We start from the raw sequence: 14,123 nt of genomic DNA on the forward strand, positions 1-14,123 counted from the left end.
GAAGTAGGGGATAGAGTAGTTATCCGATTGTGATGCTGTAACGACATGTAAATGTTTCATTCGCTTGTAAAGATTGAATTCCCTTTTTGTCCTTGAAATCTTTTGCTGGATTTACTTCATCAGCGATTCCATACCAAGGTTCAATACATAAGAAAGGTGCGTTATCCCCTGGTGTCCATACGCCGACAAATGGAAATCCATCAAATTCTACTTTTACAAATTTATTATGTTTATGAGAACGAATCGAAATTTCATTCGTATTCATATGTTCAAAAATAAGTGCATCATTTTTGAATAAATCGTATGTAAGTGGCAATTCAGTCGTATTTTCAGCGATTAATTGCTTTTTGTTTGAAAGATAAGGTCCTTCTAATACGCTTGTTTCTAAGCGTTCCGAACCATTAAACGATAAGTGATAATCTGTAAATGATTCACCGTCCAATAAAGGGAAGTTGAATCCAGGATGTGCGCCGATTGAGAAGAACATTTCTTTAGAAGTAGGATTGTTTACTTCATATGTTACATGAACACTTTGTCCATCTAGCTCATAAGAAACGAGTAATTCGAATTCGTATGGGTATTTTTTTAATGTTTCTTCATTACTAGTAACGATATAAGTGATCTTTGTTTCGCTTTGTTCTTTCACAGAGAAAGTAAGATCACGAGCGAAACCGTGTTGTGTTAATGAATATGGTTTACCGTCTACGTAGTATGTATTATCTACTAATCGACCGACAATTGGGAACAAAATTGGTGCACGGCGTCCCCAATAAGTAGAATCACCTTGCCATAAATATTCTATGTTGTCTTCTTTTAAGCGAACGCTCTGTAATTCTGCACCTTTGTCAGAAATGGAAACGATCACTTTTTCATTTTGAATTGTTGCTGTCATGAAGTGAAACCTCCTAAATCTTTCATATGTTTCATTATACGTTGTCTAAAAGGAAAAAGGTAGTTTATGATAGGAAATCTATTGACGAAAGAGGGGCTACCACGTAAAATATAATCTTGTTGCTAAAAAAAGAATAACGTGGTTCGAAACCATCCCACGTAAAAAAACTAAGGAGATTTTGTCATGAATATTAGAACATTAGTCGGTAATGGTATTTTAGCGGCATTATATATTGCTGTTTCTATGCTTATTCAGCCATTTGGCTTTACGAATGTACAGTTTCGTATTTCAGAGATGTTTAATCATCTCGTTGTATTTAACAAGAAAGCAATTTACGGAATTGTATTAGGTGTATTTTTAACGAATCTCTTTTTCTCACCTATGATCGCTTATGATTTAGTATTTGGAGTAGGGCAATCTATTCTTGCATTAGTTGCAACGATTATTTCTATGCGATTTATTAAAGGTGTTTGGGCTCGTATGATTTTTAATACAGTTATCTTTACGATTACAATGTTTATGATTGCAATTGAACTTCATCTTGCATTTGACCTACCATTTATGTGGACTTGGTTAACATGTGCAGCAGGTGAATTCGTAGTAATGGCGATCGGTATGCCTGTAATGTACTGGATTAATAAGCGAGTACAATTTGAAAGATTTATGTAATAGATGAAAGAGCTATTCCTTATATAGGATGGCTCTTTTTGTATGTGATTATATTGAATATAATACTGTGACTCTTGATAAAATATAATAAAATAAAGTGAGGCTTCAATTAGCCGGATAAATAAGAAGTCTTACATAAGGGGAATGTAGTATGAAATATAAAATTCATTGGTTGTATAAAACGAAGCGCGGATTGCAGACGGAATTAACGACAGAGTATATGAACATAGAAGAAGTACTTCAATTTGCAGAGGATTTTGAGAAAACAGGAAGAGTAAAAGAAATTTCATTTTATGATGAAATGGACGCAGAATGGTCATTAAAAGAGATGAAAAAGTTAAGTAAGCAAGTAGAGGAAGATCCCCAAGAAATACTCGTTTATTTTGATGGGGGGTATGATGTGCAAACGAAAGAAGCTGGCGTTGGTATATGTGTGTATTATAAAAAAGGAAATACAAACTACCGGATTCGCCGCAATGCATATATAGAAGGTATATATGATAATAATGAAGCGGAATATGCATCGTTACTATACGGTATGAATATACTCGAGGAATTAGGGATTAAGTATGAAGCAGTCACACTTCGCGGTGATTCTCAAGTTGTACTGCAGCAATTAGCCGGAGAATGGCCTTGTTATGATGAGCATTTAAACCATTATTTAGATCAAATTGAACAAAAGGCGAAGCAAATGAAATTAAAACTTATATGTGAACCAATATCTAGAAAACAAAATAAAGAAGCACATCAATTAGCTACGCAAGCATTGGAAGGAACAGTTATTGATAGTCATAAAGAAATAACTGAATAGAGAGGTGCAAAGGTGGATAAAAAGCAACTCATTACAGAGGTAAATGACTTATTAGAAACGTATTGTGAAGGATGTTTCTTGCGAGAACATAATCGAAAGACAAATAGTAAATATTATGCCCATTCATTTTGTATACGGCAATGTACAGTTGGAGAAACATTGAAAAAGTATGGAGAACAGTTGTCATGAAAAAACATCCAGAGAAAATTCTCTGGATGTTTTTTAGTGTCTTGCTTCGTTTAGTTGATGCTCACATTTATTTAATTTCTTTTCCTCATTCATTAAAAATGGCTCATCTAAATCAGTTGCAACAGATTTCATAATTTCAAGCTGAGAGCGAGCTGCTTCTACAGCAGTAGTAGCATGCTCTAATGTATCTGGATCCATTGAAATTGTTGCTGATCCTACCATTTTTTGTGCTGTTTCTACACGGAATTTCACTTCTTCAAAATCATTTACTTCTGATCCCATTAATAATTCCTCCTTTGTATAGTGCGCATTTCACATAGTTTTTGCTCTGTAAAACGGAAATATACAAAGGAATAACAAAGGAGGTTACCAAGTAAGGCAACCTCCTGTTATATGTTGGATTAAAGTTTTACTACGTTAGCAGCTTGAGGTCCGCGGTTACCTTCAGTAATGTCGAAAGATACTTCTTGACCTTCTTCTAAAGCTTTGTAGCCGTCTCCTTGAATAGCAGAGAAATGTACGAATACATCGTCAGCGCCTTCCATTTCGATAAATCCAAAACCTTTTTCGTTGTTAAACCATTTTACTTTTCCTTGCATGTTACAATTCCTCCTAAAAGCGTTTACTATTTTCATTTAGTGAAATTCATTAAAAAAATAATATAAACTAAAAATGCTATATTCTTGAATATTCTGCTAAATGATTAATTTAAATATACACGAATTGGGAGAATTTAGTCAAGTAAGCGATTTTATTTTTTTGTATTTTTAAATAATTTTCCAGTCAAATTTTTAAATAGGTATAGGACAGGCCGAGTATGTAATATTCTTAATTGAATGCTATACATAATGAGGTGAAAGAATGAATAAGTCTTACTTATTAGATAATGAAGGAATGAGAACGAGAACCGACATACCGGATTGGGTTGCAAAAGAATTTGAGATTTTTTCAAATGTTGTGTTAGAACCAACTTTTCCATGTTATTTCGGTTTAACAGCTTTGAAAAAGAATGAACTTCGTTATTCATTTCTTTCTCATAATGATTGGAGTCATTTGCCGCATACAATGTTATCTTTTTTAGAGTTAATGAAAGAGAGACCGATTGTAAGAAGGGGCTTTTTCCTTTTTGTAGAACCGGAATGTGAAGAACAATCACTCGAATATTACCGTGATTCTTTTTGGAAAGTGTTACAGTATTTACATGAAAACGATAATCAAGCATGGCCAAAGCAAATTCCTGAAGACCCAGACCATTATTTATGGGAATTTTCATTTGGTGGTGAGCCAATATTCGCATTTGGAAATGCGCCAGCTTATAAACAACGAAAAACTAGACATTTAGGGAATTCTCTCGTTATTGGGTTTCAGCCACGCACTATTTTTGATGGATTAGAGGGAGATCGTCCTAAAGGAGCATATTCAAGACAAATGGTCCGTGAGCGAGTTGAAAAGTGGGATCAATTGCCGAAACATCCTAACATTAGTCATTATGGTGACCCAGAGCATCGTGAATGGAAACAATATTTCATAGGAGACGATGTAGAGCCAATAAAAGGGAAATGTCCTTTTCTTCATAGGATAGAAAAGTAAGAGCCATCATCTAGATGGCTCTTTTGTATATTTTGGATAAAAAAGGGTATTTTATTATGAAAGCTAGTCTATTTTTTAAAATTACATCATTAACTAGTAGTAAAGAGAGTAGAAAGGATAGAGCGATGATTGGAGCAATTATACAGCAAATCGTATTAGGTATATCATTAGCTGCGCCAGTAGGGCCGATTAATATTGAAATGTTAAAACGAGGAATTGAACGTGGTTTTTGGCACGCTTGGGTTGTTGGAATTGGTGGAATGACTGCAGATGTTTTATTTATGCTTCTCATTTATTTCGGTTTATCTTCTGTGTTTATGTATACATATGTACAAGCCTTCATGTATTGCACGGGTTTTTTCTTGTTATTTTATTTAGGATTTCAAAGTGTAAAACAAGGAATTTTCGAATCGAATATGGAATATAAAAAAGAAGAGGTAGGTGGCCTTAAGCAATCGTTTATGGCAGGATTTTTAATTGCGATATCCAATCCATTAAATCTTGTTTTTTGGTTTGGTATATACGGAAGTACACTTAGCTCATTACTTACGAAGGTAACGAAACAAGAAGCTTTTTTGTACAGTCTTTGCATTATTGTTGGTATTATTTTATGGAATTTAAATATTGCTTTTTCTGTACATTTTGGAAGAACTTTATTAAAACCAAAAGCGCTTGGCTACATAACAGCCGGAGCAGGTATTATTTTAGTAGGTTACTCTATACATTTTGCATACAAAGCTTTACAGTTGTTCACATAAGATTGAAGGGGAGATTTTTATGTATCGAACCACTATTGACGGAAAAGAAATTATAATTACGTTAGCGCCAAAAATCCGAAAAGAAATTACTGATAGAAATCCACTATATGAAGCGGTATTTCATAATGCTGCAAGATTGTTACAAACAAAGCAACCGACGTTTGCAGTAAATCATGAAATATTTGGGCTCATTATTGGAGAAGTGCAAAGAGGAGAAGTAACAGTGTTTGCAGTGGAACATATTATTCCGAAGCAAAATATATTTGGATCAAACAATTTTTTCTCGGCAATAGAACAACAGGCAAATTTGTAAAGTGAATAGAATAAGAATAGAAAAGAAATAGTCGTAACGATATGTTGCGGCTGTTTTTTTGGAAAAGGGGGAAACAAGATGAAGAAAGTGGGGAAAGAGTTCTTTTTACAACATGATATTGTTATTATGTATAGCATTCTATTTATTTTCATTATTATTTTAAAAATGCAATTTTTTACGTGGTTTGGCATGTTAGCATGTGTGTTTGGGATTGTTTTCTATACACTTAATGAATATATGACACATCGTTTTTTATTCCATATAAAGCCACCTAAAAACACATTTCTATTAAAAATGTTAAGAAGATTGCATTATGATCACCACGTATATCCAGATGATTTAAAACTTTTGTTTTTACCTGTATGGTTTAGTATACCTAGTTTTACTATATATTTACTTATAGCATATGGTATTACAAAAAGTGTTACTATTGCACTTTCATTTGGAATCGGAATGATTATTATGCTGCTCGTTTACGAATGGAAACATTATATTGCTCATAGACCGATTCGTCCCGTCACTAAGTTTGGAAGATGGCTAAAAAAACAACATATATTACACCATTATAAAAACGAAAAGTTTTGGTTTGGTGTTTCAAATCCAGTATTCGATTTTATATTTGGAACACTTAAAGACGGAAAAGATGTTGAGTTAAGCGAAACGGCTCGTAATTTAGAAAAGGAAAAAAAGACAAAAGTAGTGCGTTAAGCACTACTTTTGTCTTAATGAGGATAAATAAGTAAGGTGTCACTTTATTTTGAAAAAGTATATTAAAAATTTAGGGGAAATTGCCGAAAAATGTCTATCAAAAAATCTTTGCATGAATGCATGGATTGTCTAAAATGAATATAAGTTTCTGAATATTTATAAAATTTAGTCTTTAGGTATGCAAGGGGTAAGTGTATTTTAAGTAAGAGAGGGGATCGGTTAATGAAACGAGACGATACGTCAGCACGTAAGTTGCAAAATGAGGTGAATTATACAGAGGTCGTTCAGTCGGAAGAATTTCAATTGTTATTAAATACGAAAAAGAAGTTTATCATTCCAATGAGTATTTTCTTTTTTAGTTTTTTTATCGCATTACCTATTCTAACATCGTATTCAAAGGTGCTTAATACACCTGCATTTGGAGACGTTACATGGGCGTGGGTATTTGCTTTTTCCCAATTTATTATGACATGGGCACTATGTATGATTTATAGCAAAAAAGCAGAATCATTTGATGAAATCTCCCGAAAAATTTTGCAAGATATGCAAAAAGGGAGGGGCTGAACTTGAATACTACTGCATTTGCACTATTTTTAATTATTGTTCTTGGTACGCTCGTCATAACCTATTTTGCATCGAAAAAAACGAAAAATGCGAGTGAATTTTATACGGCTGGAGGGGGATTAACTGGTTGGCAAAATGGTCTGGCCATTGCTGGAGATTACATGTCTGCTGCTTCATTTCTCGGTATAGCTGGAGCAATCGCATTAACTGGGTTTGATGGATTCTTTTATAGTATCGGTTTTTTAGTTGCTTATTTAGTTGTACTATATCTTGTTGCAGAACCGCTTAGAAATTTAGGAAAGTACACTTTGGCGGATATGATTGCAGCACGCTTTGACGCGAAAAAAGTTCGCGGAGTTGCAGCTCTTAATACGATGACGATTTCTATCTTTTATATGATTGCACAATTAGTTGGCGCGGGTGCACTTATTAAATTATTATTAGGGATTGAATATACGACATCTGTATTAATCGTTGGAACACTTATGACGGTGTATGTTATTTTTGGTGGTATGACAGCAACGAGCTGGGTACAAATTGTAAAGGCTGTATTACTTATGGCCGGTACGTTTATTATTTCTGTTATCGTTTTCGCAAAATTCAACTTCAGCGTGACTGAAATGTTTGCCCAAATGAAAACAGCTACACCATTAAAAGATTCATTTTTAAATCCAGGTGTAAAGTATAAGGATGGCCTTGATACACTTTCTTTAAATTTAGGACTAGTACTTGGTACAGCTGGATTACCACATATACTTGTCCGCTTTTTTACAGTACGTGATGCAAAAACTGCACGTCAATCTGTCGTATATGCGACATGGTTAATTGGTGCATTTTATATTATGACGATTTTCTTAGGATTTGGTGCGGCAGCGTTTGTAGGAAATGAAGCGATTATTAAAGCGAACCCAGCGGGTAATATGGCAGCACCTTTATTAGCCAAAGCGTTAGGTGGAGACTTCTTATTTGCTTTCGTATCAGCAATTGCTTTTGCAACAATTTTGGCTGTAGTGGCAGGTCTCGTATTAACGGCAGCATCAGCATTCGCTCATGATTTTTATAATGAGATCATTCGCAAAGGGAAATCATCGGAAAAAGAGCAAGTATCTATGGCTCGGTATGCATCTATTGGAGTAGCGATATTATCTATCATACTTGCATTATTTGCCCAAACATTAAACGTAGCATTTTTAGTATCATTAGCATTTGCAGTTGCAGCGAGTGCAAATCTACCAGTGATTTTATTTACAATATATTGGAAGCGTTTTAATACAACGGGTGCTATTTCCGGTATGATTGTAGGGCTCGTATCAGCAATTGTTCTCGTAGCGTTGAGTCCGAATGTTTGGAACCCTGTAGCTGGAAAAGCTATTTTTGTTGGGGAAGCGATATTCCCATATACGACACCAGGAATTATTTCAATTCCGCTCGGATTTCTTGCAGCATATTTAGGAACTGTTTTATCTAGTAAGAAAGAAGATGCAGCGAAATTTGATGAAATTCTTGTGAAATCTAATACTGGTCACGGTATTAGTGATGCGTCTTCACATTAAATAAAAGAGGAGCTTTTCGATAGATAAGAAAAGCTCTTTTTTCTTTTGTCATTTTCTTGTAAATATTACTGATTTGTAAGTAGGATTTGTCTTAATTTTGTGGAATGAAAATAGCAGGGAGAAATTTAAGTCATCATGGCACCAGCGCAGCTTTTGTGAAAAATAAGTTGTTATGGAAGGTGGAAGTAATGATGAAAACGAAGCAAACTGATGAATTATTAGCAAAAGATGAGCAATATGTTTGGCACGGAATGCGTCCCTTTAGTCCAAATAGTACAATGGTAGGGGCAAAAGCTGAAGGGTGCTGGGTTGAAGATATACAAGGAAAAAGATATTTAGATGGTATGAGTGGTCTTTGGTGTGTGAATAGTGGATATGGAAGAAAGGAGCTCGCAGAAGCGGCTTATAAGCAATTACAAACATTATCATACTTTCCAATGTCACAATCTCATGAACCAGCTATAAAGCTTGCTGAAAAATTAAATGAGTGGCTTGGGGGAGAGTATGTTATTTTCTTCTCAAATAGTGGTTCAGAAGCGAACGAAACAGCTTTTAAAATAGCAAGACAATACTATGCGCAAAAAGGTGAACCACATCGTTATAAATTTATGTCACGTTATCGTGGGTATCACGGGAATACAATGGCGACAATGGCAGCGACGGGACAAGCGCAGCGTAGATATCAATATGAACCGTTTGCTTCAGGCTTTTTACACGTAACACCACCGGATTGTTACCGTATGCCTGAAATTGAAGGGCAGCATATTTATGATGTAGAATGTGTGAAAGAAGTCGATCGTGTTATGACGTGGGAATTAAGTGAAACAATTGCCGCTTTTATTATGGAACCAATTATTACAGGCGGGGGCATATTAATGCCACCACAAGACTATATGAAAGCTGTTCATGAAACGTGTCAAAAACACGGTGCCTTGCTTATTAGTGATGAAGTAATTTGCGGTTTCGGACGTACAGGAAAAGCATTTGGATTTATGAATTATGATGTGAAGCCAGATATTATTACGATGGCAAAAGGGATTACGAGCGCATATTTACCATTATCTGCAACAGCTGTGAAAAAAGAAATATATGAAGCATTTAAAGGGAAGGGAGAGTATGAATTCTTCCGACATATTAATACATTTGGTGGAAATCCAGCAGCTTGTGCATTAGCCCTTAAAAACTTAGAGATTATGGAAAATGAAAATTTAATTGAGCGATCTGCGCAAATGGGTTCCCTTTTATTAGAGCAACTAAAAGATGAAATTGGGGAACATCCGCTTGTTGGGGATATTAGAGGAAAAGGTCTATTAGTTGGAATTGAATTAGTAAATGATAAAGAGACGAAAGAGCCAATTGATAACGACAAAATCGCAAGTGTCGTAAATGCTTGTAAAGAAAAAGGGCTTATTATAGGACGAAACGGTATGACGACAGCAGGATATAATAACGTCTTAACATTAGCACCGCCGCTTATTATTTCAAGTGAAGAAATTGCCTTTGTTGTTGGAACGTTGAAGACGGCGATGGAACGTATTTAATAAATAGAGAGAGGAGCGAGCTTTAATATAAGGCTCGCTTTTGTTTAGTAGAGGGGACTTTTAATGGATAAATATGATCCGAACAAACATTATCACATTTATGAAGACGGATATGATTTAGAAGTGACGGCGTATAAGAGAATGAATGAGCCGGTTTGGGATGCTTATATTCCGCACTATGAGGTGGAAGATTTTTATAAGAAAGTGGAGGAAATGAAGCTAGGTGAATATATAGATAATTACGGCATTATGATGTATTCATTTAGTAATGATATGGATGATGAAGAAGCACGAACTATTTTTGAAAATGGTTAAAAAAGAACGAGATTGTTTAAAGATAAAACAAAAAGGAGATTGCTATCTTATAAAATAGCAATCTCCTTTTATTATAGTAAACTTATTTACTTGCTTTCATTGCTTTATCTTTTGCACCAAACGTGTATTTTAACATTGGTGGTGTAATCATTGTAGTTAAAATAACGACAATAACGATTGCTGTAAAGTAATCTTGTGCCAATAGCCCAGAAGAAAGACCTGTTCCTGCGATGATAAGTGCAACTTCACCACGAGAAACCATTCCAGCACCGATAATTGCAGAAGACTTAGCATCAAATCCAGTCATGCGTGCACCAACACCACAACCAATTAGTTTCGTTAATACAGCGATTACTGTTAATGCTAAGATGAACCAAATTTGATTGCCAATACCGTCAAATGTAATATTCATACCGATACTAACGAAGAATACCGGAACGAACATAGCGTAAGCAATTGGTTCTACTTTCTTTTCTACTTCATGTTTGTAGTTTGTTTGAGAAATTGCAATACCAGCAGCGAAAGCACCGATAATACCAGCAATTCCTAATAGTTCGCCGAAATATGCGAATGAGAAACAGATGATAAGAGCTGCGCTCACGATAGACTCAGATACGCGCAGTGGTGACAACCAACGCATAATTGCTGGAACACCTTTCCATCCAATTAAAATAATAGAAGCGAAGAATACTACTTTCTTCAAGATAACCATTGTTAAGTTAACATCATCAGTGCCTAAGAAGCTCATTGCGAATGCTAATAAAATAACAACAAGAATATCATCAAATACAGCGGCTCCAAGCATCGTCGTACTTTCACGTGTTTTCATTTTACCTAAATCACGAAGTGTTTGTACGGAAATACTAACACTTGTCGCACATAGAAGTAATCCTAAGAATACAGCGTTTCCTTGTTCCATTCCCATAACAAGGCCGGAAACGTAACCACCTACGAATGGAAGAATAATACCTCCGAGTGCAACTGCTAAAGAAGAATTACGATTGGCGTTTAATTCTTCTAAGTCTGTTTCAAGTCCAGCCATAAACATTAGAAGAATAACCCCGACATTACTTAATTGAGTTAGAAGCTCTGAATTTTCAATCCAACCTAATACAGCTGGACCGATAACGATACCGACAATTAATTTACCTAGTACAGAAGGTTGACCTAATCTAACACTAAGATCACCAGCAAGCTTTGTACTTAATAAAATAAGTGCAATTTGAAAGAAAAATTCGAATTCCATCTGATCCTCTCCTCATCATTTTTAGTTTTATCATACGATTTCTCGGAATTTGCCTAATGAAAATATGTAAAACCCATTAAACAAAAGGGTCTGATTACGAGTTCTTTTGAACTTGTAATTTGAACCTGTAATTAATATATAATATATTTTGCAAAAAATCAATGAAAAAATGGGAGCTTTTTTAGAGAGAGACGGTGTTATTAGAGATATACATATAAGAATAGTGTGTGAATTTTTATATGTATGAAATAGTATGAAGTCCTTTTTCATTACAAATAATAAAGCCTAAATGCTATTTCACGAATTATAAATGTGAAAAGGAGGTTTTATCATTTGAATTCATTAAAAAATAACTTGTCTATTGTTGCTTTAGGTGGAGTAAATGAAATAGGAAAAAATATGTATGCTATCCAATATGAAAATGATATTGTCGTCATTGATTGTGGATCTAAATTTCCAGATGAAAGTTTATTAGGGATTGATTTAATAATTCCAGACGTCACATATTTGCAAGAAAATAAAGAAAAAATTCGCGGTTTAGTAGTAACGCACGGGCATGAGGACCATATTGGCGGAATACCATATTTTTTAAAACAACTAAATGTACCAATCTATGCAACAAAGTTAACGTTAGGTTTAATTGAAATTAAATTAAAGGAACACAATCTTCAAAATGATACGGAATTAATCGTTATTCATTCAGAATCAGAAATTGATTGTGGTTCTATTAAGGCAACCTTTTTTAAAACGAACCACAGTATTCCGGATTGTCTCGGTATTGTTTTTCATACACCAGAAGGTACTGTAGTACATACAGGTGATTTTAAATTTGATTTAACACCAGTAAATAATCAACATCCTGATATTCATAAAATGGCTAAAATAGGAAGTGAAGGTGTACTAGCTTTATTATCTGAAAGCACAAATGCAGAACGCCCAGGTTTTACTCCATCAGAAAGGTCAGTAGGAGAACGGGTAGAGGAAATATTTATGAAAGCAAATAGAAAAGTAATTATTTCTACATTTGCTTCTAATGTGAATCGTGTTCAGCAAATAGTTGAAGCTTGCATAAAAACAAATCGAAAATTGGCTTTGCTCGGGAGAAGTATGGTAAATGTAGTAGAAGTTGCTCTAGAGAAAGGTTATTTACATATTCCAGAAGGTATGTTAATTGAAGCAAATGAGGTAAATCGTTTAGATCCAAAGCAGGTTGTATTACTTTGTACAGGAAGTCAAGGAGAACCAATGGCAGCTTTAGCGCGTTTAGCTAGTGGAAACTATAGACAAGTGGATATTTTACCAGAAGATACGGTTATTATAGCCGCGACACCTATCCCAGGAAATGAACGTAACGTTTCTCGAATTATCGATAATTTATTTGCATTAGGAGCAAAGGTGATTTACGGATCAGGTAGTTCTACTGGAGTGCATGTATCCGGTCATGCATATCAAGAAGAGTTGAAGTTAATGCTTACATTAATGAAGCCAAAATATTTTATTCCAATTCATGGAGAGTTTAGAATGCTACATCACCATAGTTTGTTAGCAGAATCAATTGGTATTGAAAAGGAAAATATCTTTATCGTACGTAATGGAGATGTTGTAGATATAAGTAATGAAGTGGCAATTCAATCTAGAAGAATACAGGCAGGAAATATATATGTAGATGGATTAGGAATTGGAGATGTTGGAAATGCATTATTACGTGATCGTAAACAACTTTCAGAAGATGGAATGCTCGTTATAGTTATTACTTTTAATAAAGTGGATGGAGAAATAATTTCAGGTCCTGATATTATTTCTCGTGGATTTGTCTATGTTCGTGATTCAGAAGAATTTTTAAGAGAATTAAATAAATTAGCTGTTATTACAATTAATAATTTAAAGAAAGAGAATGTGAATAGCTGGGGTATTTTGAAAAGGGAGGTAAGAGAAGCGTTAGGGAAGTATATATATACAAATACAAAACGAAAGCCGATGATTCTTCCTATAATAATAGAGGTTTAATAGTAAAAAAAGAATTCTCGTATGGGAATTCTTTTTTGTTTTGAAGACAAAATGAACATATAATGAAATAAATAGAAATGGAAGGAAATAAAAGATGTTATTAAATAAACGTTTTACAATTGGAGAAATGGCAAAAATGCATAATATCGCAGAATCTACATTAAGGTATTATGATGAAAAAGGAATTTTTCATCCGTCCATTGTTGATCCTCAAACGAATTATCGTTATTATACAATCGATCAATTTTCACTATTAGATACGATTAAGTTTTTACGCCAATTAAACATTCCATTAAAGGAAATTAAAAAATATATTGATGAAAGAAATCCAGCATACGCACTCAATTTACTGGAAAAACAACAAGAGATGATGCTGAAGAAACAAAGAGAAATTGAGTATGCTTTGGCGAAAATGGAGCATAGAATTCATTTAATTAAGGAAGCAACAAAAGCAAAAGCTGAACAAATGGTAATAAAAGAGATCCCGCAGCGAAAAATAACAGCTATTGCGGTTGCCCCGAATACGACGGATGATATGTTTGAGTACTACATTCATTCGTTGCAAAAAAATATGAGGCAAATGGATGATAGCTTATTTTCTGGAGATATTGGTGTAACTGTTGCGAAAAAAGGGTTAATGCAAAATGAGTTTCAAGCATATAGCAGTGTATTTATTCTTTTGGATTATATGCCTTTTGAAGTACAGAGTTCAGATGAAATTAAAGAAGGTATGTTTGCCTGTGTATATCATCATGGGCCATATGAAGAAACTGATGAAACATATAAGAAGCTAATGAAATATATTGATCAAGAAGGATACGAAATAAGTGGAGATGCAATTGAGATTGCATTAATTGATTGGTCTGTAACAGAAGATCCTGAGGAGCAAGTAACAGAAATTCAAATTCCTATAATGAAAAAACAAAGCAATAAGTTATAGGACTCGTATAATTACAAATGAGCATCA

The 14,123-nt window shown here is 34.3% G+C and carries 16 protein-coding genes, 1 pseudogene and 1 riboswitch; of the genes and pseudogenes, 13 read left to right on the plus strand and 4 right to left on the minus strand.

Annotated elements, in window-relative coordinates; genetic code table 11:
- Window positions 1-19: 19 nt before the first annotated feature.
- On the minus strand, window positions 20-892 hold the full coding sequence (locus D1166_RS14680; RefSeq protein WP_000127397.1) for an aldose 1-epimerase family protein: 873 nt from the start codon (window positions 890-892) through the stop codon (window positions 20-22).
- 132 nt (window positions 893-1,024) lie between these two features.
- Window positions 1,025-1,069: riboswitch (PreQ1 riboswitch) on the plus strand.
- Window positions 1,070-1,075: 6 nt separating this feature from the next.
- Here D1166_RS14680 and D1166_RS14685 point away from each other — a divergent pair.
- The 3 genes from D1166_RS14685 to D1166_RS14695 all read left to right on the plus strand — a co-directional run bounded on the left by D1166_RS14685 (window position 1,076) and on the right by D1166_RS14695 (window position 2,561).
- A complete protein-coding gene (locus tag D1166_RS14685; RefSeq protein ID WP_001026471.1) occupies window positions 1,076-1,561 on the plus strand; it encodes a QueT transporter family protein in 486 nt (161 codons plus the stop codon).
- A 151-nt stretch (window positions 1,562-1,712) separates the two neighbouring features.
- Window positions 1,713-2,372, plus strand: coding sequence for a ribonuclease H family protein (locus D1166_RS14690; protein WP_000875554.1), 660 nt, complete (start codon window positions 1,713-1,715; stop codon window positions 2,370-2,372).
- 12 nt (window positions 2,373-2,384) lie between these two features.
- Window positions 2,385-2,561, plus strand: coding sequence for a zinc-finger domain-containing protein (locus D1166_RS14695; protein ID WP_000358801.1), 177 nt, complete (start codon window positions 2,385-2,387; stop codon window positions 2,559-2,561).
- Between the two features lie 33 nt (window positions 2,562-2,594).
- On the opposite strand, the gene D1166_RS14700 is transcribed toward D1166_RS14695, so the two are convergent.
- Together D1166_RS14700 and cspB are read right to left on the minus strand one after the other, a co-directional pair.
- The gene (locus D1166_RS14700) at window positions 2,595-2,843 is read right to left on the minus strand and encodes a DUF2564 family protein (protein WP_000534392.1); all 249 of its coding nucleotides are present in this window, start codon (window positions 2,841-2,843) and stop codon (window positions 2,595-2,597) included.
- Window positions 2,844-2,962: 119 nt separating this feature from the next.
- Window positions 2,963-3,160: a cold shock-like protein CspB gene (gene cspB, locus D1166_RS14705; RefSeq protein WP_001161731.1), complete on the minus strand. Its 198-nt coding sequence runs from the start codon at window positions 3,158-3,160 to the stop codon at window positions 2,963-2,965.
- A gap of 262 nt (window positions 3,161-3,422) precedes the next feature.
- Between cspB and D1166_RS14710 the strand changes: the two genes are divergently transcribed.
- The 8 genes and pseudogenes from D1166_RS14710 (at window position 3,423) to D1166_RS14745 (ending at window position 9,923) form a co-directional block, all read left to right on the plus strand.
- Complete coding sequence (locus D1166_RS14710) at window positions 3,423-4,151, plus strand: YqcI/YcgG family protein (protein WP_001043769.1); 729 nt, start codon at window positions 3,423-3,425, stop codon at window positions 4,149-4,151.
- A 14-nt stretch (window positions 4,152-4,165) separates the two neighbouring features.
- Window positions 4,166-4,909: a LysE family transporter gene (locus D1166_RS14715; protein WP_001196839.1), complete on the plus strand. Its 744-nt coding sequence runs from the start codon at window positions 4,166-4,168 to the stop codon at window positions 4,907-4,909.
- Between the two features lie 19 nt (window positions 4,910-4,928).
- Window positions 4,929-5,222 (plus strand): hypothetical protein, encoded by a 294-nt coding sequence (locus tag D1166_RS14720; protein ID WP_000286362.1) that lies wholly within the window; start codon window positions 4,929-4,931, stop codon window positions 5,220-5,222.
- Window positions 5,223-5,300: 78 nt separating this feature from the next.
- Complete coding sequence (locus D1166_RS14725; RefSeq protein ID WP_000755400.1) at window positions 5,301-5,930, plus strand: sterol desaturase family protein; 630 nt, start codon at window positions 5,301-5,303, stop codon at window positions 5,928-5,930.
- 222 nt (window positions 5,931-6,152) lie between these two features.
- Window positions 6,153-6,494 (plus strand): DUF485 domain-containing protein, encoded by a 342-nt coding sequence (locus tag D1166_RS14730; protein ID WP_000817366.1) that lies wholly within the window; start codon window positions 6,153-6,155, stop codon window positions 6,492-6,494.
- 2 nt (window positions 6,495-6,496) lie between these two features.
- Window positions 6,497-8,047 (plus strand): solute symporter family protein, encoded by a 1,551-nt coding sequence (locus D1166_RS14735; RefSeq protein WP_001098233.1) that lies wholly within the window; start codon window positions 6,497-6,499, stop codon window positions 8,045-8,047.
- Between the two features lie 191 nt (window positions 8,048-8,238).
- Window positions 8,239-9,588, plus strand: coding sequence for an aspartate aminotransferase family protein (locus D1166_RS14740; RefSeq protein ID WP_000850959.1), 1,350 nt, complete (start codon window positions 8,239-8,241; stop codon window positions 9,586-9,588).
- A 63-nt stretch (window positions 9,589-9,651) separates the two neighbouring features.
- A pseudogene (locus tag D1166_RS14745) lies at window positions 9,652-9,923 on the plus strand (DUF3986 family protein).
- Between the two features lie 62 nt (window positions 9,924-9,985).
- Here D1166_RS14745 and D1166_RS14750 read toward each other — a convergent pair.
- Window positions 9,986-11,149: a cation:proton antiporter gene (locus tag D1166_RS14750; protein WP_000393904.1), complete on the minus strand. Its 1,164-nt coding sequence runs from the start codon at window positions 11,147-11,149 to the stop codon at window positions 9,986-9,988.
- A gap of 333 nt (window positions 11,150-11,482) precedes the next feature.
- Between D1166_RS14750 and D1166_RS14755 the strand changes: the two genes are divergently transcribed.
- Together D1166_RS14755 and D1166_RS14760 are read left to right on the plus strand one after the other, a co-directional pair.
- Window positions 11,483-13,156, plus strand: coding sequence for a ribonuclease J (locus D1166_RS14755; RefSeq protein WP_053514220.1), 1,674 nt, complete (start codon window positions 11,483-11,485; stop codon window positions 13,154-13,156).
- Window positions 13,157-13,250: 94 nt separating this feature from the next.
- A complete protein-coding gene (locus tag D1166_RS14760; RefSeq protein WP_000925910.1) occupies window positions 13,251-14,096 on the plus strand; it encodes a MerR family transcriptional regulator in 846 nt (281 codons plus the stop codon).
- Window positions 14,097-14,123: the final 27 nt, after the last annotated feature.

This window comes from Bacillus sp. ISO11 (assembly GCF_003458115.1).
Classification (GTDB): Bacteria; Bacillota; Bacilli; order Bacillales; family Bacillaceae_G; genus Bacillus_A; species Bacillus_A cereus.

What these genes read in the sequence shown, in the direction of transcription:
- D1166_RS14680 (WP_000127397.1), bottom strand. Translation starts at nt 892, where the DNA reads ATGACAGCAACAATTCAAAATGAAAAAGTGATCGTTTCCATTTCTGAC.
- D1166_RS14685 (WP_001026471.1), top strand. Translation starts at nt 1,076, where the DNA reads ATGAATATTAGAACATTAGTCGGTAATGGTATTTTAGCGGCATTATAT.
- D1166_RS14690 (WP_000875554.1), top strand. Translation starts at nt 1,713, where the DNA reads ATGAAATATAAAATTCATTGGTTGTATAAAACGAAGCGCGGATTGCAG.
- D1166_RS14700 (WP_000534392.1), bottom strand. Translation starts at nt 2,843, where the DNA reads ATGGGATCAGAAGTAAATGATTTTGAAGAAGTGAAATTCCGTGTAGAA.
- cspB (WP_001161731.1), bottom strand. Translation starts at nt 3,160, where the DNA reads ATGCAAGGAAAAGTAAAATGGTTTAACAACGAAAAAGGTTTTGGATTT.
- D1166_RS14710 (WP_001043769.1), top strand. Translation starts at nt 3,423, where the DNA reads ATGAATAAGTCTTACTTATTAGATAATGAAGGAATGAGAACGAGAACC.
- D1166_RS14715 (WP_001196839.1), top strand. Translation starts at nt 4,166, where the DNA reads ATGGCTCTTTTGTATATTTTGGATAAAAAAGGGTATTTTATTATGAAA.
- D1166_RS14720 (WP_000286362.1), top strand. Translation starts at nt 4,929, where the DNA reads ATGTATCGAACCACTATTGACGGAAAAGAAATTATAATTACGTTAGCG.
- D1166_RS14725 (WP_000755400.1), top strand. Translation starts at nt 5,301, where the DNA reads ATGAAGAAAGTGGGGAAAGAGTTCTTTTTACAACATGATATTGTTATT.
- D1166_RS14730 (WP_000817366.1), top strand. Translation starts at nt 6,153, where the DNA reads ATGAAACGAGACGATACGTCAGCACGTAAGTTGCAAAATGAGGTGAAT.
- D1166_RS14740 (WP_000850959.1), top strand. Translation starts at nt 8,239, where the DNA reads ATGAAAACGAAGCAAACTGATGAATTATTAGCAAAAGATGAGCAATAT.
- D1166_RS14750 (WP_000393904.1), bottom strand. Translation starts at nt 11,149, where the DNA reads ATGGAATTCGAATTTTTCTTTCAAATTGCACTTATTTTATTAAGTACA.
- D1166_RS14760 (WP_000925910.1), top strand. Translation starts at nt 13,251, where the DNA reads ATGTTATTAAATAAACGTTTTACAATTGGAGAAATGGCAAAAATGCAT.